Genomic DNA, 22,797 nt, shown 5'->3' on the forward strand with positions numbered 1-22,797 from the left:
GTGCGGGACGGCCGGCATCCGCTCGCGGAGGAGAGTGGACGCGCCTTCCAGGCGCTCGCGCGCACGCTGTATCCCTGACGGGGCGTGGGTGACAGGAGTCCCTTCCGGGGGCTGGCGCCAGACGCCAGGGGGTGGCATGACGCGGCCACCGGAGGTTGTCTTCATGAGCGACACGCTGCCCGCGCTGCGGGCCACCCTGACGGAGCTGGTGGCGATGGACACCACCTCCGCGCGACCCAATGCCCCGCTCATCGACTACGCGCAGGCGCGCCTGGAGAAGGCGGGCTTCAGCGCCGAGCGTCAGCGCTACACGGATGACGCGGGTGTGGAGAAGGTGAATCTGGTCGCAGTGAAGGGCGGCACCGGACGCGCTGCGCTCGCGCTGGTGGGGCACTCCGACTGCGTGCCGTACGACGCGGCGTGGACGGACGCGCTGAAGCTGACGGAGAAGGAAGGCAAGCTCTACGCGCGCGGCGCCTGCGACACGAAGGGCTTCATCGCCTGCGCGCTGCACGCCGCCGAGCGGGCCACGAAGCTCCAGGCTCCGCTGATGGTGGTGCTCACCGCGGATGAGGAAGTGGGACTGGTGGGCGCCAAGAAGCTGGTGGCGGCGGGACTGGGCCGCGCGCGGCACGCCATCGTCGGGGAGCCCACGAAGCTCACGCCGGTGCGCGCCAACAAGGGCTACTGCCTGGCGGAGGTGGAGGTGCTCGGCAAGGAAGGGCACAGCGCGTATCCGGACACGGGCGCGTCCGCCATCTTCCGCGCGGGGCGCTTCCTGAATCGCCTGGAGCAGATGGCCATGACGGTGCTGCGCGAGGAGCTGGACGAGGGCTTCCAGCCGCCCTTCACGACGGTGAACGTGGGTGTCATCCAGGGGGGCAAGGCGAAGAACATCCTGCCCGGCTCGTGCCGCTTCACGGTGGAGTGGCGGCCCATTCCGGGGCAGCCGACGCAGCGGGTGGCGGAGCTGCTGGAGTCCATCCGTCAGGAGCTGGTGCGCGACGAGCCCGCCTACGAGGCCCACATCCGCGTGCTGCGCACGGACCGGGGCGTGAATACGCGCGCGGACGCGGAGGTGGTGCGCTTCCTCACGGAGGCCAGTGGCAACGCGTCCACCACGGTGCCGTTCGGCACGGAGGCTCCGCAGATGACGGAGCTGGGCGCGGAGGCCGTGGTGTTCGGCCCCGGCGACATCCGCGTCGCGCACCAGACGGGCGAGTACGTCCCCACCGAGGACCTGGTGCGGTGCGAGGCCGTGCTGTCGCGCGCGGTGGCGCACTTCTGCGGCGAGCGGTGAAGGGCGCGCGGCTCCTCGTGCGTCGCGGGGCTCCCGTCGTTATGAAGTCGCAGCCGGCGAACACCCCGTGCTCGCACTCCGGCCTCTTCCTTTCTGGACCGACGACATGAGCCCCTCCGCCGCGACGCCGCGCAAAGTCCTCTTCCTGCTCGCCAGCGCCCGTGAGAACGGCAACGCGGAGCAACTCGCGCGCAAGGCCGCTGAGCCGTTGCCACCCGGCACCGTGACGGACTGGCTCCGCTTGAATGAGTACCGGCACGAGGCCTTCCAGGACCTGCGCCACGCTCCCGGCGGCTACGCGGCACGGCCCGCGAACCCGGAGATGCTCGCGCTCGCCGAGCGGACCCTCGCCGCCGACGAGCTGGTCATCGTCGCTCCTGTGTACTGGTACGGCCTTCCCTCCAGCGCGGTGTCCTATCTGGAGCACTGGTCCTGGTGGTTCCGGCTGCCGGAGCTGCGCTTCCGTGAGCGGATGCGCGGCAAGGTCCTGTCGCTCGTGACCACGCACTCCTCCGACGAGGATGACGGCGTTGCCCAGCCCTTGTTGATGAGCCTCCAGCTCAGCGCGGACTACATGGGGATGGGCTGGCGAGGCGCCCTCATCGGCCACGGCAACCAGCCCGGAGACGTGCTCCAGGATGCTCGCGCCATGGCGGGCGCCCGTGAGTTTCTCCTGCGTCCCGTGTCTGTCGCGAAAATCGAAGCTGCCTGAGCTTGAGACGTGCTGGAGTGCGAGACAGAGGCTCGGGACTTCATTGTCCCGGGCCTCTTCTCGTTGGGGGACTGCTCAGCTCCGGGGCAGCGAGCAGTGGTCCAAGTCCCTCAGCACCTTGCGCGCCTCGGCGATGAGGTCGTGGCCCTGGAGCCCCTGCGCCACGCGGGCGATGAGCTTCATGTCGGGCGTGAGGCGGTAGTAGCCCTTCGAGCGCTGCACCAGCCCGGCGACCTTCAGTCCATCCAGGAGCGCGTCCGCGCCCAGCGTCACCGCGACCCGCTGCGTGCCGACCTCCAGGCCGCGCAGTCGCAAGTCGCGCATGTCGATTTTCAAGAGCGTCAACTCGGAGAGGTGGTCCACCTCGTCGGGCGCCTCGCCGTAGCGGTCCACCAGCTCCGCGCGCAGGTCCGTCACCTCGTCGGGGTGGCTGGCCTGGCTGAAGCGCTTGTAGAAGACGAGCCGCTGGTGCACGTCCGCGACGTAGTCGTCGGGGATGAGCGCGGGCATGGGCAGCGTGACGTCCGGCTCGATTTGCACCTTGGGCGGCTGGCCCTGCAGCTCCGCGACGGCCTCCTCCAGGAGCTGCGCGTACATGTCGAAGCCAATCTCGGCGATGGCGCCGGACTGCTTCTCGCCCAGCAGGTTGCCCGCGCCGCGAATCTCCAAGTCGTGGCTGGCGATGGAGAAGCCCGCGCCCAGCTCGGTGAAGTTCTGGAGCACCTCCAGCCGCCGCTGCGCGTCCCTGGTCACCGCCCGGCGCGTGGGCACCAGGAGGTACGCGTACGCGCGCTCCTTGGAGCGGCCCACGCGGCCTCTCAGTTGGTAGAGCTGCGCGAGGCCGAACTGGTCCGCCCGGTTCACAATCATCGTGTTGGCGCTGGAGATGTCGATGCCGCTCTCGATGATGGAGGTGCACAGGAGCACCTGGTGCTTGCGCTCGGTGAACTCCAGCATCACCTTCTCGAGCTGCCCGTCGCCCATCTGTCCGTGCGCCACGCCGATGGAGAGCTGCGGCACCAGCTCTCGCAGCTGCTGCTCCATGGACGGCAGGGACTCCACGCGGTTGTTCACGAAGAACACCTGCCCGCCGCGAGCGACTTCCCGCTCAATCGCCTCCTTCACCACCATCGCGTCGTACTTCATGACGAAGGTGCGGATGGCGCGCCTGTCTTGAGGCGGCGTGGCGATGATGCTCATGTCGCGCACGCCCGACATGCTCATGTGCAGCGTGCGGGGGATGGGCGTCGCCGTCAGCGTCAGCACGTCAATCTGGGAGCGCCACTTCTTCAGCGACTCCTTCTGCTTCACGCCGAAGCGCTGCTCCTCGTCGACAATCATCAGCCCCAAATCCTTGAAGGCCACCTCTCCGCCCAAGAGCTTGTGGGTGCCGATGAGGATGTCGACCTTGCCCTCCTTGGCGCGCTTGAGGATTTCCCGCACCTCCGGCGGCTTCTTCATGCCGGAGATGACCTCCACCGCGACGGGGTAGTCCTTGAAGCGCTTCCTGAAGGAGAGGAAGTGCTGCTGCGCCAGCACCGTGGTGGGCACCAGCACCGCCACCTGCTTGCGGTCCAGCGTCGCCTTGAAGGCCGCGCGCATGGCGACCTCCGTCTTGCCGTAGCCCACGTCGCCGCAGACGAGCCGGTCCATGGGCTCCGGCTTCTGCATGTCCGCCAGCACGTCCTCAATCGCCTTGGCCTGGTCCGGCGTCTCCTCGAACTCGAAGTCCGCCTCGAACTGGGCGAAGTAGCGGTCCGGCGCGCTGAAGGAGTGGCCCGGGTGGGCGCGGCGCGAGGCGGCGATTTGCAGCAGCTCCGCCGCCATCTTGAGGAGCTGCTCCTTGACGCGCTTCTTCGTCTTCTCCCAGCTCGTCGTCCCCAGCTTGTCGAGCTGGATGGTGTCCGGGTTGCCGCCGGTGAACTTCTGGATGAGCCGCATGCGGCCCACCGGCAGGTAGATTTTGTCCCGGCCCGCGTACTCCAGGACGAGGAAGTCCCCGGGCACCCCATTCACCTCCATCTTCGTCAGGCCCGAGTAGCGGCCGATGCCGAAGTCGGTGTGGACGATGAGGTCGCCTTCCTTCAGGTCCTTGAAGCCCGCGCCGAAGGCCTCCATCTTCTTGCCGCGCTTGACGCGCCGACGCGCGCGGACGCCGAAAATCTCCTCGTCCGACAGCACCGCCAGCCCGCCCGAGCCGTCCACGAAGCCCTGGCTCACCTCCCCCGTGAAGAGGTGCGCCCACACCGACGACTCGTACAGCGTCGACGCGTCCGTCATCGGCTCGGTGTGCACCTTCACCATGACGTTGCGGTCCAACAGCAGCCGCTTGAGCCGGTCCGCCTGGCTCAGCGTGCCGCACGCCACCGCGCACGCGACGCCCGAGTCCCGCCAGCGCTGGAGCCGGTCCACCAGCGGGGACAGCGCGCCCTCCTCGCCATGGTGCGCGAGAATCGCCTCCCGCAAGTCTTGAGTGCCGCCGAACTGGAAGAGCACCGGCGGCTTCTCGGACTGCGTGAGCGACAGGCCTCCGCCCTCGACGACGCGGTATCCGCCCAAGAGCTCCGCGACGGCCTCGCGCGAGAGGAAGTGCTCGGCAGGCGGGCGCACCAGGTCCTTGCGCTCCTCGGCCGCGGCGAAGGTGCGCTCCAGCTCGTCCCACAGCGCGTCCGCGGCGCGCCCCAGCTCCAGCGGGTCGTCCAGGTAGAAGACGGGCGCTTCCGTGCTCCACGCGCGCAGGAAGTCGAACACCGTGGCCAGCCCGCCCTCGAACAGCGCGGGCAACAGGCCCTCGAGTCCGAAGCCGGGCATCCCCTCTCGCAGCGCGTCCAGCCGCTCGCGCAACTGGATGGTGGGCAGGTTGATGTGCTCGGCCACCGCGCGGGCGGCGGCCTCGGCGCGGGGACGGGTGTCCTCGGTGAGCAGCAGCTCCCGCGCGGGCACCAGGTCCACTTCCTTCAGCGCGTCCACCGTGCGCTGCGACTCCGGGTCGAAGGCGCGGATGGAGTCGATGGTGTCCCCGAAGAACTCCAGGCGCACCGGCTTGTCGTAGAGCGGGCTGAAGACATCCAGCAGGCCGCCGCGCACGGAGAACGTCCCCACGTCCTCCACCAGCGGGCTGTTCTGGTAGCCCATCCGGGACAGCTTCCGCGCGAGCGCGTCCCGGTCGTAATCCTGGCCCACCACCACCCGGTCCGTGAGCGCGGCCATGACGTCGGGGCGCAGCACGCGGCGGTGCAGCGCGCGCAGGGACAGCACCAGCACCGGGAAGCGCGTGCCTTGAGACAGGTGAAACAGCGCGCCCAGCCGCTCGGTGACGGCGGCGGCCTCCGGGGACAGCTCGTCGTAGGGGAGCACCTCGTCGGCGGGCAGCCGCAGCACGCTCGGCCGCAGCAGCGTGCCGGTGCCGCCCAGGAAGAAGGCGAGGTCGGCGGCCAGGGCATCGGCTGCCTCCTCGTCCGCCGCCACGCAGACGAGCGGCGCGCGGGCCTCACGGTGCAGGCGCGCCAGCACGTGGCCCCGGGCGGAGCCCTTCAGGCCCTGCGTGCGCGCGCGGTGTCCCGGGCGCAGCTCCGCCAGCAACCGGGCGAAGGTGTCACCCGCCACGCGAGGCTCGCCGCCCTGCCGCGCCGCCTCGCCATCCAGCCTCTGTGTGAAAGGAGTGTCCATGAGTGGACCCCTGAGGGCCGCAGGGTAATTAGGGGCATGCCCCTGACAGGTCAACGACAGAGCGCATTGCCTGTCGTGTGTCGGAGCCGACGCGACCCCGAATGCTGTGTCCTCCACGAATCAGCCATACCAGGGGTGGGTTGGCCGCATGCCCGGGGCAGGACCTACTCTCCTGCAAGGCATCGCTGGGGGGTGCCACACGCCAGCCATGCAATCCGGCCGTTGGATCAACAGGGTGATGAGCGGGGCGGGCGCACCCCCCTCCGAAGCAGTGATGGTGCTGCGCAGCGTTCGCTCCGCTGGGCACGGCATCCTGGACTTCGAGTGTGTCTCCGCGAATGCGCACGCGGAGCGCTGGCTGGGGCGCGAAGAGCGCTCGCTCGTCCGCCAGAGACTGCTCGAGGAAGCACCGTGGGTGGGCGAATGTGGCCTCTTCGCGGCATGTGTCCGGGTGGCGGTGCGCCGCGAGCCCGAGGTGGTGCGGATGGCCCGACAGTCGTCGGTGGGGCCCGTCTGGCTGCTGGCGCGCGTCTCTCCGTGGGAGGACGGCGCCGTCGTCTTCCTGGAGGATTTGACGGAGCGGATGGCCGCCGAGGAGACGCTGCGCAGGGACCATGACCTGCTGCATGCCGTCATCGAGAGCGCCACCGACGCCATCTACGTGAAGGACGTGGATGCGCGCTACGTGCTCATCAACCCCGCCACCGCGCGGGCCTTCAACCGGACGCCTCAGGACATCCTGGGGCGCACGGACCTGGAGCTGATGGGCGGAGACGTCGCGGGGCCCACGCTGGCGCATGACCGCGCGGTGATGGAGTCCGGCGTCACGGCCACCTACGAGGACTCCGAGGGCGGGCCGGGCAGCGACTGCATCTGGCAGACGACCAAGGGCGTGCTGCGCCGCGGCGATGGCACCGTCTACGGCCTGTTCGGCATCAGCCGGGACGTCACCGCGCGCCGCCGCCAGGAACTGGAGCGGGACGAGGAGGCGCGCTTCCAGGAGCGCTTCATCGGCGTGCTGGGGCACGACTTGGGCAACCCGCTGGCGGCGGTGCGCCTGTCCGCGGCGGCCCTGCTGGCCCAGGCCACGCTGACGCCGGAGGTGCGGCGCGTGGCGCAGCGCATCGACGGGAGCGCCGAGCGCATGACGCGGCTGGTGAAACAACTGCTGGATTTCACCCGCGCGCGCATGGCGGGAGGCATTCCCCTGCGCCCGCGCGAGGTGTGCATGGAGTCGGTGTGTCGTCGCATCATCTCCGAGCTGGAGCCGGCCCATCCCCAGCAGCGGGTGGACCTGGAGGTGGACGGCGAGTCAACCGGCGTCTGGGACGAGGAGCGGCTGGGACAGGTGCTCTCCAACCTGGTGGGCAACGCCCTGCAGCACAGTCCGAATGGCTCGTCGGTGCGCGTGCGGCTGGCGGCGAGTGATCCGCTCTTCCAGCGCGTGGAGGTCCACAACGTGGGGCCGCCCATTCCGGACTCGCTGCGCCCGCGACTGTTCGCGCCCTTCCACCGCGCGACGCCCGAGCCGGGCATGCCCCGGCCGCACCGTCACGGGCTGGGCCTGGGGCTCTACATCGTCTCGCAAATCGTCACCGCCCACGGCGGGTGGGTGGATGTCGCGTCCTCACTGGAGGCGGGGACGTGCTTCTCGGTGACGCTGCCCCGCGTGGTCCAGGCCCAGGACGAGTCCCAGATACGCACCGGGCCTGAAGTGGGGCGGGCCGCCAGGCTTCAGTAGCGGCCGTAGCGGGCGGCCGCGCGCAGGCGAATCAAATCGTTGAGGACGCCGGGGTCCACCAGCTCCAGCGCCGCGGCGCCGGAGATGCCCGCGTAGCGGGAGCGGTAGTCCTCCTCGTCCTCCTCGTCGTCGCCCTTGTCGTCGCCGCCCTTGTCATCCCCGTCCCCACCGCCCTTGCCGTCATCGGGACGCAAGGACAGGGGCTCCGGCCGGGACACGCCCGGCTCGATTCGGGGAGTCGTCAACGCGTCCGCGCGCACGGAGGAGAACAGTCCCGCCATGGCCAGGCAGAACACGAGGGCGGTGGAGAGGGTCTTCATGGGCGGCTCCGTTTCTGTGTTCGGCTGACGCGGCCTCTCCCGGGGTTATTCAGCGCGCCTTCCGGCCCCTACTTCGCCTTCATGGTGCGGATGTATCCCACCAGCGCGTCAATCTGCGCGGCGGTGAGCTTGTCCTTGAAGGCCTTCATCTTCGTGTTGCGAGGGGAGCCGTCGGCAATCGCCTGTCGGATTTCCGCGTCCGACTCGGCCGCCTGCCAGGCGGCCTGGCTCATGTCGACGATGGACTCCTTCTGACCCATCTTGGTCTGCGCCTTGCCGTCATCACCGTGACAGGACTTGCACTTGGCCTTCCACACGTCCACGACGTCATCCGCCGCGTAGGCGCTCGGGGCCAGACACAGGCTCATCACCAGGGCGAACCGCTTCATCATCGTCACTGCCTCCTCCTTGGGAGGAGGCGACTGTGGCACGGAATGTCGTGCTCAGGGAGTGCAGCCCGTGGCCGTGGGCGCCAGCTCGCAGTCCGTCATGGTGACGTTGCCGGTGAGGGCGTCCACGTTGAGCACCCGGTCCGGCACGGCGACTTCCTGCGGCCCCAGGCGCTTGCGGAGGATTCGCAGCGTGCCCGCCGCCGGCGCCGCGCGGGAGGCGTCACACATCGCCGTGGGCGTCCCGGAGACGGGCCGGCCGGACTCCCCCAGCCAGCACACGCCGTGCAAGCTGGTGATGTCCAGCTCGGGGGGCAGGGGGATGGCGTCGCCGACCTGCGCGCACGTGCAGCCGCTCGTGCCACAGGCGGCGGAGATGCACTCGGTGCGAGGACACTGGGTGCCCCAGGTGTCTCCCGGAGCGCAGTCCGGCTTCTCCCAGCGCAGGGCCGGGACGCTCACTCCGTTCTCGAACGTCGTCGTCCGCGCCAGGCGCACGGCCTGCCGGGACGTCCGGGCCTGCTGCCGCGCCTCCTGGGCGGCGATGAGGATGGTGCGCGTGGCGGCGCCCGCGCGCTGGTTGCGCGTCAGCGCCTGGAAGCCCGTCGTCGCCAGGCTGGTGAGGAGCCCGAGGATGGCGAGCGCCACCATCAGCTCCAGCAGTGTCATGCCGTGTCGTGTGTTCCGCATCTCAACCCCCCGCGTACCCGAAGTTTCGCGGCAGCACGCGAATGAGGAAATGCCGCCGCTTGTAGCCATCCTGGGGGTTGCCCTCGTCGTCGAACGTCGTGCCGGCGTCTCCCAGGAGCTTCAATGCCTGGGTGTCCGGCCTGTTCGAGCGCGCGGTGATGAGCAGCTCCACCACGCGGACGCGCCGCATCAGCTCGTCGCGCGCGCTGCCCGGTCCGAACTCGCTGGCCCCCATCGTGCCCGCGTCGCCCGGGATGAGGCTCCAGCAACCGGCGTTGTCGCACTGGTCCACCGCGGGCCTGGGGGGCACGGCCGCCGTGTCCGGGAAATAGCGAAGGGGGGCGGCCGGATTGTCCAGGTCGGCGACGCCCAGGCGGACGCGCAGCTGCTCGATTTCCTCCGAGAGCTGCTGGAACTCCTGGGCGCCCAGCGCGCCGTCCGGGTCCATCTCCAGCACGGGCCTGCCGCTGATCCAATTGACGCGGAAGATGCGCGACGAGAGGGGCAGCAGGAGCGGGTCCTCGTCGGTGTTGGCAATCCACAGCGCGGAGGTGTCCGCCCCGGTGCCGGTGCAGAAGCTGGTGGGGGAGTACGCCGAGGCGGCGGGCGCGCCCGGTATCCAACCCAGGTTGTTGTTGCCGCCGGGGGAGGGGACGTTGCGCGTGGCCTGGGCCACGCCCACGCAGGCGCCGCGCACGCCCGGGTCGGCCAGGACGAGGGGGGCTCCGGCGGGGATTCCCGCGTCGGTGTTGGCGGGGGCCGGAGTGTCCAGGCAGAGGGGCCCGACGCCTCCCTGACGGGAGTCGGTGCCGCTGCCCGCGCAGCCAATCATCCGCAGCGCGCGCGTGGCATCCGCTTCATAGATTTCCAGCACGTCGGAGCGCAGGTTCACGTAGACGCCGGTGGGCTGCGCGAAGCCGGCGGAGGGCCCCGCGTTGGTGTTCGCCCAGACGGCGTAGCGCACCTCGGCGTTCGAGCCGCCCAGGAACAGGGGCGCGCTGCCGAACCCCTCGCCCGCGCGTTGAATCGCGGGGGTGAACAGGTCGCGCGCCGCGCGCCCGGCGTTCTGGGTCTCCATGGTGCGCTCCTCGAGCAGGCCGCGCCGTTGGAGGTAGGTGCCCGCGGACACGGCGCCGGCGATGACCACCAGCGCGATGGTGCTGGCAATCATCATCTCGATGAGGCTGAAGCCCCGGGGGGGATGGAGTGGTTTCATGGTGACATCCGTGTCTGCAGGGCCACGGCGCGGCGGCCCGCGTCCGGGTCCAGCCAGCTCACCGTGACGCGCACGTTGACGACGTTGAGCAGCGTCTGGCTGGCGACGACGCGGACGAGCTGCGGTGAGCCTCGCTCCTCGCCCTCCATGGGCGGGTCCACGTCCACCGCGACGTCGTACTTCAGGCGGATGGGGTCTCCCGCGCCGGGGAGGACATCCCGAGGCGTGCCATTGGAGCTCCACCACACCGGACGCGTCTGGCGGTCCAGCGCTTCGATGTTGGCGCAGGGCCGGGCCGGGGCCGGGGTGACGCACTTCATGGCGGAGATGCGCTCCAGCTCCTGCTCCGCGATGAGGCCCGCCTGGGCCTGGATGAGGTTGCGGCGGTTCTGCTTGGCGGAGGCGAGCACCGCGAGCGCCACCCCGAGGATGCCGAACACCACCACCGTCATGGTGGCCATGGCCTCCAGCAGGGTGACGCCCCGGCGCGTACGTCGTGACGCGAGCATGAAGGTCCTCACGGGATGATTCCCTGGATGTTGCCGCCCGGCCTCACGTCCCAGATGAGCGTGCGGGACGTGCTGCCGTTGCCGGTGCCCGTCTCGTTGTTGAACTGCTTGCCGGCGCCGGTGCTGGTGATGCCGTTGGTGCCCTGGAAGAAGACGCGCTTGTCGAAGGCCACCGGCTGCGTGAGGCCATGGCCCTCCAGGCTCTTTCCGCTGTCCGACGTGGGCGTGCCCTGGGCGGCGCTGTAGGCATACATCCGTCCGCTCTCGTCCGCGTCGAGGCTGCACAGGTTGGCGGACGTGCCCACCGCGGTGGCTGTGTGCACGGTGCCTTCGTCGTCCACCGTGACGCCGCCCCAGACCACCTGCCGGTCGTCCAGCTCCCGCACCCACGCGACGCTCCTGCCCGTGCAGTTGACGCTCAGCGGGTTCGGGTCGTCGAAGGCCATGACGTGGTAGCGCGGACGCGGGTCCTGGTCGGCGACCTCGTTGTCGTCGTCCGGGTTGTTGCCCGTGCCCACGAAGATGCGCACGGACGTACCCGCGCCGGTGCGCTCCTGCGTCACGGCGATGTTGGAGTAGATGCTCTGCTGGTCGTTGTTGCGCACCCTGGCGTTGGTGGCCGGGTTCCGGTCATTGCGGGCGTCCGCGATGACACACGCGCTGACGGCCTTGCCCAAATCCCTCGACGCGTCCACGTCCCGGAGGTTGACGCGGAAGATGCGGCCCTTCGTGGTGGCCACGTAGACGACGTCGTAGTTGCTGTCGTTGTCGGCGTCGATGGCGACCGGGGCGCTGCCGATGCCCTCGCCCGCGTCGCCCAGGACCACGACTCCCGCGAGCTTCTTCTTCTGCGCCGTCCCGCCGCTCTGGTTCACCTGGATGGGCAGCCCCGTCTTCACGTCGACCAGGTACAGCGTGGCTCGCGTGGCCTTGTTGTTGTAGCTCTTGGGCGTGTAGTCGCTGGCGAAGGCCGCCACCCACTTCTTGCCGCCCTTGGCGCCGAAGTCCATGCGCACCAGGAGGGGGTTGTGGCGCGAGCCGCTGGTGTCCGGCAGCAGGTTGGGGTCCGGCGAATAGTCCCGGAAGGTCTCTTCCAGCGTCAGACAGCTGTTGGACGCGGTGGCGCAGGGGACTCCCGCGGTGGTGAAGCGATCTCTCTGGGCGTCGAACTCCCAGAGGATGCCGGGGTAGCCGTTGGCCGTATCCGCGGGCTTGGTGACGTCCAGCGCGAAGAAGACGCTCTGCCGGGGGCCCGTGGGGCTGACGAGCACCGTCTTGGCGCCCAGCCGGTCCCCGGGCGTCGTGCTCAGCTTCCACATGTTGCCCGTCGAGGGGTCGTGGCCCTTGTCGGCCGTGTATTCGGCGTCCGAGCGCAGGTCCACCGCCGCCACCGCCGGCGAGGCGTCCACCGTGGCGCGCTTCGTCTTGTCCTGTCCGCGCACGTAGTTCTCCGCGAAGAAGCGCAGGAGCTTGCCGGGCAGGTACGCATACAGCTCATCACCGCTGCCGTACTCGCGCGACGACGAGCAGCCCGTGGCGTGGGCGAAGTAGCCTCGGAAGTCCTTGAAGCTGGTGCAGGTGTCGTCTCCCGAGCGCAGCTCTCCGAGGGACAGCGCGTGCAGGTAGCCCGTGGTGCTGCCGATGAAGGCCACCGCGTCCCGGTTCTTCAGGGCGTTGTTCCCGATGAAGGTGTTGCTGCGGAAGGCCTCCTGCTCGTTGGGCGACGCGCGCTTGACCCAGGTGGGCTCGCTGGCCGGCCCGACGATGGCCGCCGTCGACAGGTTGATGCCACCCATGGGCCAGGTGCGCCGTGTGACGGTCTCCCCGCCCGGCACGGTGGTGAACTTGTTGCTCTCCCAGCCATAGAGCCAGTTGCGCAGGGTGTTGCGGTCATTCTGGTTGCAGAGGCCGTCCTGGTTCAGGTCGTAGCGGCCCGCGAGCGAGCCGATGCAGAAGTTCTTCGTCTCGTCGTTGGAGGCCGGGGCGGTCAGCGCCGTGGGGAACAGCGGGCTGGCGTTGTTGCCTTCCGCTGACACGCTCTCCAGCGTGACGCGCAGCGGGGTGGTGCCAGGCAGCGTGGTGAAGAGCTGGCGCTCCAGCGGGTTGGTCGTCCGGATGAATTGGTTGAGCTGGTTGCCCGCGTTCCACTGGTCCCAGTTGTCCGATGCGTCGTTCTGGCTGGAGGGGTTCTCCGGCTCATAGAGGCGGCGCAGGTACACGTGGCCGCGCTCGGACACGTCCAGGCGCCGGTCATAGATGCGGTAGGACGGATAGAGCCGGTTCGAGGGAGTCGGTGAGTTCTCGTACCACGGGTCGGGCGAGTACCAGGTGCGGCCCGGAGTCTCGGACAGGCCGAAGATGATGGTGTTCGCCACGGGCAGCACGGAGGCGCGGCCGTACTGACCGGCCTTCTGCGCCTTGTAGGAGATGTTGACGTTGGAGATGGTCGGCTGGCAGGACTCGCCGGGGCTTTCGAAGATGGCGCGCCAGCACAACTGCGAGCCGGTGTAGCCGCGCTCCAGGAAGTCATTCACCGACCGGGTGATGTTGACGCGTGAGCCCGGCGTGGCCTGCGCGTCCGGGAAGGGCACCGTCACCCAGGACGGGTTGGGATTGGGCTGGAAGTCGGGGTTGGTCGTCTCACAGCGGTCCACGCACATCTTGCAGTCCAGCGACACCTGATAGGTGATTTGGGGCCGAGGCTGGTACGTCCCGCTGCCGTCGGGCTTGGGCAGGTTGATGTTGGGACTGCAGTCGGCCTGCACGCCATTGACGTTGTGGTACGGCGTGTCGTCGATGGTCATCTCGACGGAGGTGATGGTGTAGTCCTGCGCCACGTCGAGCGAGATGCTGGACACGATGTCCGACTTGAACGTGCCGTTGTTCTGCTTGTTGATGAGGATGACGGTGTCGTCGTAGGTGCGGTTGCCGCCCGAGTTCTGGTCTTCCCAGCCCAGAATCCAGACGCGGGGGTTGTCCACCGGGGCTCCCACCAGCGTGTGGGCGGCGCGCTGGAAGTAGGAGTAGACCGTCTGGTTCTGGGCCGAGTTGAACCGGACGTCTCCATACGTGGCGGAGCGCAGCCGGTTGTAGGCAACGGTGTCCAGCCAGCCGCTCCTCAGCTCCTTGGTGGTGACGATGTTGCCCGCGGTCTGGTGCAGGTCCAGGTTGAGCAGCGTCTTCGTGAAGAACACGTTGATGTCGCCGTGCCCCCACAGGTTGCACTGCAGGCGCGTGGTGCCATCGGGACGCGTTATCGTCTGGGTCATGAAGCAGGTGTCCGTGGCGTCGCCGTAGACCTGCTCCACGTAGGTGACGAGGAAGAAGACGATTTCCCGCCCGCCCTCGATGCGCCCCATCTTCTGCCGGCGGTCCTCCTCGTTGGGGGCGGCCTGCGGGTTCTTCCCGGGAATGAGCATGCCCCGGTTGTCGAAGGCACTGGCCTTGTAGTCCGGCAGGCCGTCCTCGGCGTCGCCCGAGGGCCTGTCCCAGATGGGACCGACGGGAGTCCTGACGCCGTTGATGTCGCTGTAGGCGAAGCGCGGCTGGAAGCACTCCGCGGTGGGCGAATCGCCCGCCGTGTTTCCATTGGGGCAGTGGTTGCCGTCATCGTCCGTGGCCAGATAGATGAGCTTGCCGATGCCCCGGTTGCCGTTCTCCGTCGCGCGCGGCTCGAGCAGGTTGGGGATGTGGGGGAACAGGCCCCGGTCGCTGAAGTACTCGTTGACGAGGTCGAGCGCGGCGCTGCTCGTCTTCATGTAGTCGTTGGTCAAGAGCGCGCTGGCGTAGTCCACCACCCTGCGGCCCACGACGCCTCCTCCCGGCTGGGCGCCATACCCGCCGCCGGGCCAGCGACGGGGGCCTCCCGTGGCGGCGTAGCTGGTGGGGGCATTGCAGGGGCCGGTGAGCAGGTCCGGCTCGCGGAGCGTCACGTTGGTGCCGTCGGGCCGCTTGTGGACGAAGGTCTTCGCCTGGCCGCCACAGCGGGGGCCCAGGCCGATGTACCGGTTGGGACTCAGGTTGTAGAGGTCCTCGTGGAAGTCCGGCACGCCGTTGTTGTCGGTGTCGAGCAGGATGTCGTCGTTGTTGTTGGCGGGGTCCTGGATGTCGACGTACCCGCCCTTCACCAGGTCGTCGTAATAGAACCAGCCCAGGGTGTTGGAGGCGCCGCCGCCGGCGTTGTCATGGACGATGAGCGCCTCCAGTTCCTGGTCGAACGGGAGGATGATTCGCTCCGGGTCCAGCACGCTGCGGTTGGTGTTGAGCCGCAGCTTTCCGTCGGGCGTCAGGATGATGGCGCTGGGGGTGCCGGCATCCGCCGTGAAAGGGGGCTGTTTGTCTTCGCCCGTGGTGTCGATGCAGGGGTTGTAGGAGGCGGTCCCTCCGTCCTGGGCGAAGGCCGCCAGGGGGACGGTGAGGGCCAGCGCGGCGATGATGAGTCTGTAGAGGCGCGGCATGGCGAAAGTCCTGGGGTAGGAACTGAAAGGAAGAGAAGGGGTCAGCACTCGCCGTTGTTGGCGGAGCCGTTGGCGTCCTCGGGCGAGCAACTGCCGCCGGCGCCGAGGCCGCTGGTGATGAGGGCGCGGATGATGACGCGCTGGGGTTGGGTGTTGTCGCGACCGCGGACCTCACCCACGGCCACCAGCCAGACACGGTTGTTGATGTCGGCGCTGCGGTTGCCGTCGCTCTCGTTGTCGTCGACCAGGAAGACCCGGTAGAAGAGCCGCTCCTGGGTGGGGTAGTCGAAGATGCGCACCCCGTCCGGGCCGGTCAGCTCCTGGTTGGCGGAGGCGACGTCCGAGTCGATGGCCGCTCCGGAAGACGCGGCCGCGAGCGAGTAGGGCGTCCAGGGGATGACCTCGTACCAGGGGACGGCGGCGGTGCTGGGCAGGCCCGCCTCACCCTGGACGTAGCCGTTGAGGCCCGTGCTGTTGTAGGCGTTGCCCAGCGCGAGGAAGACGGGGCCGAAGGAGCGATTGCCTCCGAGCAGCAGCCGCACCGTCTCCCGGGCCTCGGCCAGCCCCGCCTCTGCGGCGAAGTGGGCCTCGCGGTTGCGGCGCTCCTGGGCCTGCAACGCGCTCTCCGCCGCCACCTTGCGCAGGGACACGACGACGGCGGCACTGATGAAGGCGATGATGCCCAGGGCCATCAACAGCGCCATGCCCCGGGAGGCATGGCGGAGGTTTCGCGACATCGGGATGACGGACGGGGGATGCACCAACGGCTCCTTGCCGACGCGCGGCGGGACGAATGCCGGGGTGCACCTGAGCAAGCCTTGGGCCCGCTTCCCGGGAGCCCTCGCGCCAATGTTCTCGGCCGCTTGTCTTTGACGCTGGGTGAACGCTGACGCACCTGGACTGACAAACCTTTGCGGACATCGCAAAAGTTGCGAGGGCCACTTCTACCCATGTCAGGACGGGCGGTGTGTTTGTCCTTCAAGCAAGACAGGACAAATCACGAAATCGCGCAGTATCAGCGACCCGGGTGGGGCCAGAAGGACACTGCCCCGCTGGGAGGTGCGAGCCACACGGATTTCAGGAATTGGGTGGCTTTGCGGTCCGCGTCGTCATCCCGGGTGAAGCCGTGGTGCAGGGTGGCCAGGAGGAGCAGCGTCGCGAGCGCGGAGCCGAGCGCCGCCAGGGTGGGGCCGCGTCGTCCAGGAGACGTCGCCAGCACCCCGAGGACCCAAAGTGTCACACCGCAGAGGGCCCCCAGGAAAAGGATGCCAGCGATTGGCTGGGGGACGCCCAGGAAGGAGAGCACGGAGGGCGGGTAGAAGCCCGCGCTCAGCAGGGGCAATGTCAGCCCCCCCAGGACGTCCGACACGTCGTCTGGGATGTAATTGACGAAGGTGGCCAGCCCCGTGGTGAGGATGGCAGCCCCGCACAGCATGGCCGCCATCCCCAGGGCCCACGTCCGTCCGCCCGCGCGCAGCCGCTCCAGCCACAGGCCACAGGGCAGCAGGAGGAAGGGAATCAGCCCGGTGAGGTGGCGGGGGCCCGTCGTCCAACCCCAGGAGTCATAGGAGAAGGAGGACGTGAAGTAGAGGTAGCCGGCGAGGAGCGCCGCCGTCATCCACGCCAGGGCGCGCTGTTCGGCGGAGCCGTCCACGCCGCGCCGGAAGCACAGCCGTGTCAGGCCGGGAATGGCCAGCAGCAGGAACGGCGCGAGGGTGAACAGCCCTCGCAGCGGCGAGACGAGCGACAGGGTGAAGGCGCGCGGGTCCGGGGTGCGGATGCCCAGGAAGCCGCCCAGGTGCCACGGCTGGTAGCCGGAGTCGTTGAGGTACTTGTACCCACTTGTCAGCGGATGCCCGAAGGTGGCCTGGTGGTACGCCATCAGCGCCAGCACGAAGGGCAGCGCGCCCAGCGTGGCGAGCGCGGCGGCGCGGCCCAGGCCCTTCCAGCGCTCGCGGGCCGGAGCGTCGCGGAAGAGGAAGGTGAGCGTGGCGTACAGCACCAGCCCGAGGACGCCCAGCGCGCCGGTGTACTCCGCCGCCACCGTGGCGCCGGCGCATGCGCCCGCGAGGACGTAGCCCCGCTCGTGCCACTCCCCGCGCGCGCAGCGCCACAGCGCGAAGAAGCCGGCGAAGAGCAGCACCGCCGTCGTCTGGTGGCTCATGAACAGCAGCGAATAGCTGAACGCCAGCGAGCCCAGGCCGTACGTCACGGTGAGGGCGTCGGCGACGGGCGCCGACAGGGATGCGCGGAGGTAGCGCCGCACCAGCCACAGCAGGCCCAGGGTGGGCAGCACGGTGAGCCACAGGCGCGAGAAGAAGACGAGCGGGACTTCGGGCACCGGCTCCGGGCCGGAGGCGGCGCGCAGCACGGCGTACACCGGCGCGGCGGCGAACGAGAGCAGCGGCGCCTTGCTGGGGTAGTACTTCCCGTCCTTCACGGACAGGTCGCCCACGTAGCCCCGCTCGCGCAGCACCTGGTTGATGTCCAGCGCGCCGTGCTCCACCAGCGAGATGCTCTGCCAGAGCCGACACAGCTCGTTGGGGGAACGCAGCCCCGGGTGGTACGGAAACAGCAACACATACAGCGCCGCCAGGGCGACCCAGACCGCGCGAGGAGCGCCCCGGGAGGCCAGCAGGGGCGTCCCGGTGGGGCTGGGGGCCGAGGACTCCGAAGCGGGCTGTGACTCGGTGGCGGGCCCGGGCGCCACGCTCACGGTGCGGCGCTCCTCGGGGTGTTCCAGGTCGTCGATGAGGGGCTCGCGGGGAGGCTCACGCCTCGCCTCCGGTGACGCGAGCCACGGCGAAGAGGCTCATGCCCACCGGCAGCGTCACGTTCGCCTCGGCGCGGGCGAACAGCGGGGCCAGCGTGTCGTAGATTTTCAGCTGGAGCTTCGGCACGGAGCGGCGACGCAGGAGTCGACTGTTCACGAACCAGCCGGGCATGCCCACCAGGTTCATCCACTCCAGCTTCTCCACCACGAAGCCATTCTCTTCCAGCACGGCGCGCAGGGTGGCGGGGGTGTAGCGGCGGTAGTGGCCCACGGCCTCGTCGATGCTGCCGAACAGCTGCTCCAGCGCGGGGACGAGGATGAGCACCCGGCCTCCGGGCGCGAGAATCTGGCGGAAGCGGCGCACCGCGGACCCGTCGTCGGGGATGTGCTCCAGCACGTTGGAGAGGACGATGGTGTCCAGGCGCTCCTGCTTGAGCGACTCCCAGTCGGCCAGGGCCACGTCGGACAGGTACGGGCGGACGTGGGGGCGGCCCCGGAAGAGGTTCTTCAGGCGGTCGACGTAGAAGCGGTCGACCTCCAGCGCGATGAGCAGCTCCGCGCCGGACTCCAGCTCGCGGGTAATCGTGCCGATGCCGGCGCCAATCTCCAGCACGCGGCGGCCCAGGTGCGCGCGGAAGCGGCGGCCCAGCCACTGGTTGTAATGGGTGGCGCCGTCCATGCGCTCCAGCGTGGTGTAGCCCTCGTGCTGGTTGTCCGCGTCGTCGCGCACGGTGGCGTAGCGCATCAGCGTGCGCAGCTGCGACAGGCGCGCGGCGCGCGGGCGGCGGGGCACGGCCTGCATCGGCGGCAGGGAGACCTCGGTGAGGCGGTAGAGCTGCGCGGCCAGCTTCACCACCAGCTCCGCGTCCACCGCGTCGTCGTCGCTGGTGAGGGTGACGGAGCGCAGGGCCTCCGTGCGGAACGCGCGCACGCCGCTGAGCGCGTCATTCACCGGCACGTCCGTGACGAAGCGGGTCATCTGGCCCAGGGCGCGCTCGGCCCACAGCTCCGGCTTCAGGCCCGGCGGGCCCCGGCGACCGAAGACGGCGTCCGCGGTGTCCGCCTGGAGCGGGCCCATCAGCGACTCGTAGGCGTCCGTCGCGTAGGCCTCATCCGGGTCCTGGAGCACCGTCACCGCGCTCGTCACGTGGGACAGGGCCGCGCGGATGGACGCGCCCTTGCCTCCCTGGACGCTGAGCACATGCAGCCCGGGTCTCGAAGCCACGTCCGGCTGGCCGTCTCCGGCGAGCACGACTTCGGCGCGGCCGGCGAGGGCGCGGGCGAAGTGGGAGGCGGCATCCACGGTGGAGGGGTCGAAGGGGATGATGACGGAGTGCGGGAAGCTCACGTCGCGCTCCCTAGCACAGGCCGTCGGGATGCGCGCGTTCCACCCTGGAAGAAGGGTGGACGGGGGGCTTCCAGGCGACGGCGGAACGATGGACAACCCGAGGCGGACACGGCACGCTCGATGGCTGTTTCACGGGTGTGGGTGAAGGTCGGGGCCGGCATCCGCCGGAACGGGGCCGCACCGAAGCAATCCAGGCTCGCGGGAGAGACAAGACGTGGAAGGAACCGTGTTCGACCCGGCCGGTGGTAGCAGCGGCCCGACGCCCGCGGGATTGATGCTCCGCGCGCGGGCGCTGTGGCGACGCAAGTGGGTCGTGCTCGGCGTGGCGGTGGTGGTGGCGGCGCTGTCGGCCGTCTACACGCTGCGCCAGCCCAAAATCTACTCCGCCAGCACCTCGCTCATCATCGACGTGACGGCGCCTCGCTTCCTGGACGGCGAGGTGAAGGAGGTCATGGGCGAGGAGCGCAGCAACTACTGGTTCAACAAGGAGTACTACGCCACGCAGAGCGAAATCATCACCTCGCGCGCGGTGGCCAGCCGGGTGGTGGACAAGCTGGGGCTGTCCACGGACCCGGGCTTCCTGGGGCTTCTGGGGCTGCCGGACGAGAAGGCCCGGGTGCAGGCGATGCAGGGCGCGGACGCGGTGGGACTGCTCCAGTCGCGCATCCGCGTGCTGCCCGCGAAGGACTCGCGGGTGATGAACATCGCCGTGGACGACCTGGACGCGCCGCGCGCCGCGCTGCTCGCCAACGAGGTGGCCGGCGCGTACATGGCGGAGAACCTGGCGCTCAAGCTGCGCATGACGGAGGACGCGCGCAGCTGGCTGGAGGGGCGGCTGGAGGACCTGGAGAATCAATCCAAGGCGAGCGAGATGGCCGTCTACGACTTCAAGAAGGACGCGGACATGTTGTCCACGTCGCTGGAGTCGCGGATGAGCATCGTCAGCGACCGCATCAACAGCTACAACCTGAACCTCACCGAGGTGAGCACCCGCATCGCCGCGATGCAGGCGCGCGTGGAGGCCATCCAGAAGCTGCGCAAGGCCTCGCCCGAGGACGAGCTGTGGGCGGAGGCGCTGCCGGGGGCCAAGGACGGCTCCATCCAGGACCTCAAGAAGGCCTACACGGACGTGCGCGTGGCGTGCGCGGAGCTGTCCGAACGCTACCTGCCCGAGCACCCGAAGCTCCTGGAGTGCCAGGGCAAGCTGGCGGTGATTCAGGGAGACTTCCTCAAGAGCCTGCGCAACCTGGTGCGCTCCGCGGAGACGGAGCTGTCGGAGGGGGAGGCGCAGCGCAAGAACCTGGTGCGGCTGTTGGACGACGCCAAGGCCGAGGCGTTCCAGGTGAACAAGAAGTCCATCGAGTACGACCGGCTCAAGCGCGAGTCGGACAACAATCAGCGTCTCTACGAACTGGTGCTCAAGCGGCTCAAGGACATCGAGCTGTCGGGCCTGTTGCGCACCAGCAACGTGCGCGTGCTGGACCCGGCCCGGCCGCTGTTCGCGCCCATCAAACCGAACGTGAATCGCAACCTGATGGTGGGGTTGGTGATGGGGTTGCTCGCGGGCCTGGGCGTGGCGCTGCTGCTCGACCTGCTGGAGAACAGCGTGGCCACGCAGGCGGACGTGGAGGAGCGGCTGGGGCTGGCGTTCCTGGGCGTGATGCCGCGCATCGAGGGCAGCCGGGTGCCGAAGGACCGGGACCTCTACGTGCACCGTGAGCCGAAGTCGTCGGTGGCGGAGTGCTGCCGGGCCATCCGGACCAACCTCCTGTTCATGTCGCCGGACACGCCGTTCAAGACGCTGGTGGTGACGTCCAGCGGACCGCAAGAAGGCAAGTCCACCACGAGCATCAACCTGGGCGTGGCCATGGCCCAGAGCGGCAACCGGGTGTTGCTGCTGGACACGGACATGCGCAGGCCCCGGCTGCACCGCGCCTTCGGAGTGCCCAACGAGCTGGGCATCTCCTCGCTGGTGGTGGGCGAGGGCACGCTGGACGCGGCGGTGAAGAGCACCGAGGTTCCCGGTCTGTTCGTGCTGCCGTGCGGCCCCATTCCGCCCAATCCGGCGGAGCTGTTGCACACGCGGGCCTTCGCGGAGCTGTTGAAGGCGGCGGCGGGGAAGTTCGACCGCGTCATCCTGGACAGCCCGCCCCTCAACGCGGTGGCGGACGCGGCGGTGCTGGCCACGCAGTGTGACGGTGTGGTGCTGGTGCTCAAGGCGGGCAAGACGAACCGCGAGTCGGCTCGACGCGCGCTGCGCTCGCTGGCGGACGTGCAGGCGCGCATGTACGGCGCCATCCTCAACGACGTGGACTTGAAGGCGCCGCGTTATGGGGACTCGTATCTGGCCTACCAGCAGGGCTACGGGCAGTACGCCGAGGAGTCGAAGGACGGGGTGACGCAGTCGTGAGCGCGCCCCGGGTGGGAGCGGGCCCGCGGGTGTTGCACCTGGGCAAGTTCTATCCGCCCGCGTCGGGTGGAATCGAAAGCCACGTCCAGACGCTGGCCCGCGCGCAGGCGGCGCAGGGCGCCCAGGTGGAGGTGCTGTGCGCCAACCACTCCAGGGACTCGGCCAACACCAGCCACGAGTTCCGGGGCAGCAGCCCCACGCGCGAGGAATGGGACGGCGCGGTGCGCGTGGTGAGGCTGGGACGTCGGGCCTCGGTGGCGCGCATGGACGTGTTGCCGGAGCTGCCGGGGATGTTGCGGAGGATGCTCGCGCGGGGCGTGGACGTGGTGCACCTGCACGTGCCGAACCCCACCATGCTGCTGGCGCTGGATTGCGTGCCCCGGCTCCCGGCGGTCTTCATCACCCACCACAGCGACATCATCCGGCAGCGGGTGGCGGGGGCGCTGTTCCGTCCGCTCGAGCTGCTGCTGTACGTGCGCGCGCGCCGGATTCTGTCCGACAGCGAGGCGTACGTGCATGGCTCGCCTCTCTTGAGGATGTTCCGGAGCAAGGTGCGCGCCCTGCCGCTGGGCATCGACCTGGGGCCCTACCTCCAGCCGTCCGTGGAGGCGTTGAGGGCGGAGGCGCACTGGCGCCAGGAGGCCGGGGGCGAGCCGCTGTGGCTGATGGTGGGGCGGCTCGTCTACTACAAGGGCTTGTTCACCGCGCTGGAGGCGCTCACGCGGGTGCCCGGGCGGCTGATGGTGGTGGGCGTGGGGCCGCTGGAGGAGGAGGCGCGCGCGAGAGCGAAGGCGCTGGGCGTGGCGGACCGGGTGACGTGGGCGGGCTACCTGCCGCCGGACTCGCTCACCGGCGCGTATCGCGCGGCCACCGCGCTGTGGTTCCCCAGCAATGCGCGCAGCGAGGCGTATGGGCTGTCTCAGGCGGAGGCCATGGCGTGTGGCCTGCCCGTGCTGAACACCGCGATTGCACACTCGGGGGTGCCGTGGGTGAGCCGGCATGAGGAGACGGGGCTGACGGTGCCGGTGGGAGATGCGCTGGCGCTGGCGCGCGCGGCGCGACGACTGGTGGAGGAGCCGGGTCTCGCGGAGCAACTGGGGCGCGGCGCGCGGGCGCGAGCGGAGGCGGAGCTGCGGCACGACGTCATGGCCACGCGCAGCCTCACGCTGTACGCGGAGGCGCTGGGGCGGCCGGTGCCGACGGTGGAGGGGCCTTCCGAGGTGCCCCAGCGTCAGGCCGCGTCGGGCAGCGCCTGAGGCCCGT

15 protein-coding genes are annotated in these 22,797 nt (G+C 69.6%); 5 read left to right on the top strand and 10 right to left on the bottom strand.

Annotation, left to right across the window (positions count from 1 at the left end; translation table 11 throughout):
- The first annotated feature begins 163 nt into the window (after positions 1-163).
- Both argE and HUW62_RS19245 read left to right on the top strand, forming a co-directional pair.
- Positions 164-1,300 carry an acetylornithine deacetylase gene (gene argE, locus HUW62_RS19240; RefSeq protein WP_176435246.1) on the top strand — a complete coding sequence of 379 codons (1,137 nt, stop codon included), beginning with the start codon at positions 164-166 and terminating at the stop codon, positions 1,298-1,300.
- A 106-nt stretch (positions 1,301-1,406) separates the two neighbouring features.
- Positions 1,407-2,012 carry a flavodoxin family protein gene (locus HUW62_RS19245; protein WP_176435247.1) on the top strand — a complete coding sequence of 202 codons (606 nt, stop codon included), beginning with the start codon at positions 1,407-1,409 and terminating at the stop codon, positions 2,010-2,012.
- Between the two features lie 75 nt (positions 2,013-2,087).
- On the opposite strand, the gene mfd is transcribed toward HUW62_RS19245, so the two are convergent.
- Positions 2,088-5,681, bottom strand: a complete 3,594-nt coding sequence (mfd, locus tag HUW62_RS19250; RefSeq protein ID WP_163869415.1) for a transcription-repair coupling factor — start codon at positions 5,679-5,681, stop codon at positions 2,088-2,090.
- A 238-nt stretch (positions 5,682-5,919) separates the two neighbouring features.
- On the opposite strand from mfd, the gene HUW62_RS19255 reads away from it, so the two are divergent.
- Positions 5,920-7,422 (top strand): PAS domain-containing sensor histidine kinase, encoded by a 1,503-nt coding sequence (locus HUW62_RS19255; protein ID WP_163869528.1) that lies wholly within the window; start codon positions 5,920-5,922, stop codon positions 7,420-7,422.
- Here HUW62_RS19255 and HUW62_RS19260 read toward each other — a convergent pair.
- The 9 genes from HUW62_RS19260 to HUW62_RS19300 all read right to left on the bottom strand — a co-directional run bounded on the left by HUW62_RS19260 (position 7,416) and on the right by HUW62_RS19300 (position 19,124).
- Positions 7,416-7,742 (bottom strand): hypothetical protein, encoded by a 327-nt coding sequence (locus HUW62_RS19260; RefSeq protein ID WP_163869414.1) that lies wholly within the window; start codon positions 7,740-7,742, stop codon positions 7,416-7,418. The two genes, HUW62_RS19255 and HUW62_RS19260, sit on opposite strands and share 7 nt — an antisense overlap.
- Positions 7,743-7,810: 68 nt before the next feature.
- Positions 7,811-8,134: a c-type cytochrome gene (locus tag HUW62_RS19265; RefSeq protein ID WP_176435248.1), complete on the bottom strand. Its 324-nt coding sequence runs from the start codon at positions 8,132-8,134 to the stop codon at positions 7,811-7,813.
- 51 nt (positions 8,135-8,185) lie between these two features.
- Complete coding sequence (locus tag HUW62_RS19270; protein ID WP_368670441.1) at positions 8,186-8,890, bottom strand: Tfp pilus assembly protein FimT/FimU; 705 nt, start codon at positions 8,888-8,890, stop codon at positions 8,186-8,188.
- Positions 8,823-10,037 (bottom strand): PilW family protein, encoded by a 1,215-nt coding sequence (locus HUW62_RS19275; RefSeq protein ID WP_176435250.1) that lies wholly within the window; start codon positions 10,035-10,037, stop codon positions 8,823-8,825. The genes HUW62_RS19270 and HUW62_RS19275 overlap by 68 nt, the downstream gene beginning before the upstream one ends.
- Positions 10,034-10,558, bottom strand: a complete 525-nt coding sequence (locus HUW62_RS19280; RefSeq protein ID WP_240357007.1) for a hypothetical protein — start codon at positions 10,556-10,558, stop codon at positions 10,034-10,036. The genes HUW62_RS19275 and HUW62_RS19280 overlap by 4 nt, the downstream gene beginning before the upstream one ends.
- On the bottom strand, positions 10,555-15,003 hold the full coding sequence (locus tag HUW62_RS19285) for a pilus assembly protein PilY (RefSeq protein WP_176435251.1): 4,449 nt from the start codon (positions 15,001-15,003) through the stop codon (positions 10,555-10,557). Before HUW62_RS19285 ends, HUW62_RS19280 begins: the two co-directional genes overlap by 4 nt.
- Positions 15,004-15,044: 41 nt before the next feature.
- A complete protein-coding gene (locus tag HUW62_RS19290; protein WP_163869409.1) occupies positions 15,045-15,764 on the bottom strand; it encodes a hypothetical protein in 720 nt (239 codons plus the stop codon).
- Between the two features lie 254 nt (positions 15,765-16,018).
- The gene (locus HUW62_RS19295) at positions 16,019-17,641 is read right to left on the bottom strand and encodes a hypothetical protein (protein WP_255203514.1); all 1,623 of its coding nucleotides are present in this window, start codon (positions 17,639-17,641) and stop codon (positions 16,019-16,021) included.
- Positions 17,642-17,774: 133 nt separating this feature from the next.
- Positions 17,775-19,124, bottom strand: a complete 1,350-nt coding sequence (locus HUW62_RS19300) for a bifunctional glycosyltransferase/class I SAM-dependent methyltransferase (RefSeq protein ID WP_176435253.1) — start codon at positions 19,122-19,124, stop codon at positions 17,775-17,777.
- A 214-nt stretch (positions 19,125-19,338) separates the two neighbouring features.
- Between HUW62_RS19300 and HUW62_RS19305 the strand changes: the two genes are divergently transcribed.
- Together HUW62_RS19305 and HUW62_RS19310 are read left to right on the top strand one after the other, a co-directional pair.
- Positions 19,339-21,534, top strand: coding sequence for a polysaccharide biosynthesis tyrosine autokinase (locus HUW62_RS19305; protein WP_176435254.1), 2,196 nt, complete (start codon positions 19,339-19,341; stop codon positions 21,532-21,534).
- Positions 21,531-22,790: a glycosyltransferase gene (locus HUW62_RS19310; protein WP_176435255.1), complete on the top strand. Its 1,260-nt coding sequence runs from the start codon at positions 21,531-21,533 to the stop codon at positions 22,788-22,790. Before HUW62_RS19305 ends, HUW62_RS19310 begins: the two co-directional genes overlap by 4 nt.
- The last annotated feature ends 7 nt before the right edge of the window (positions 22,791-22,797 follow it).

This window comes from Myxococcus sp. AM011, assembly GCF_013372595.1.
Classification (GTDB): Bacteria; Myxococcota; Myxococcia; order Myxococcales; family Myxococcaceae; genus Myxococcus; species Myxococcus eversor.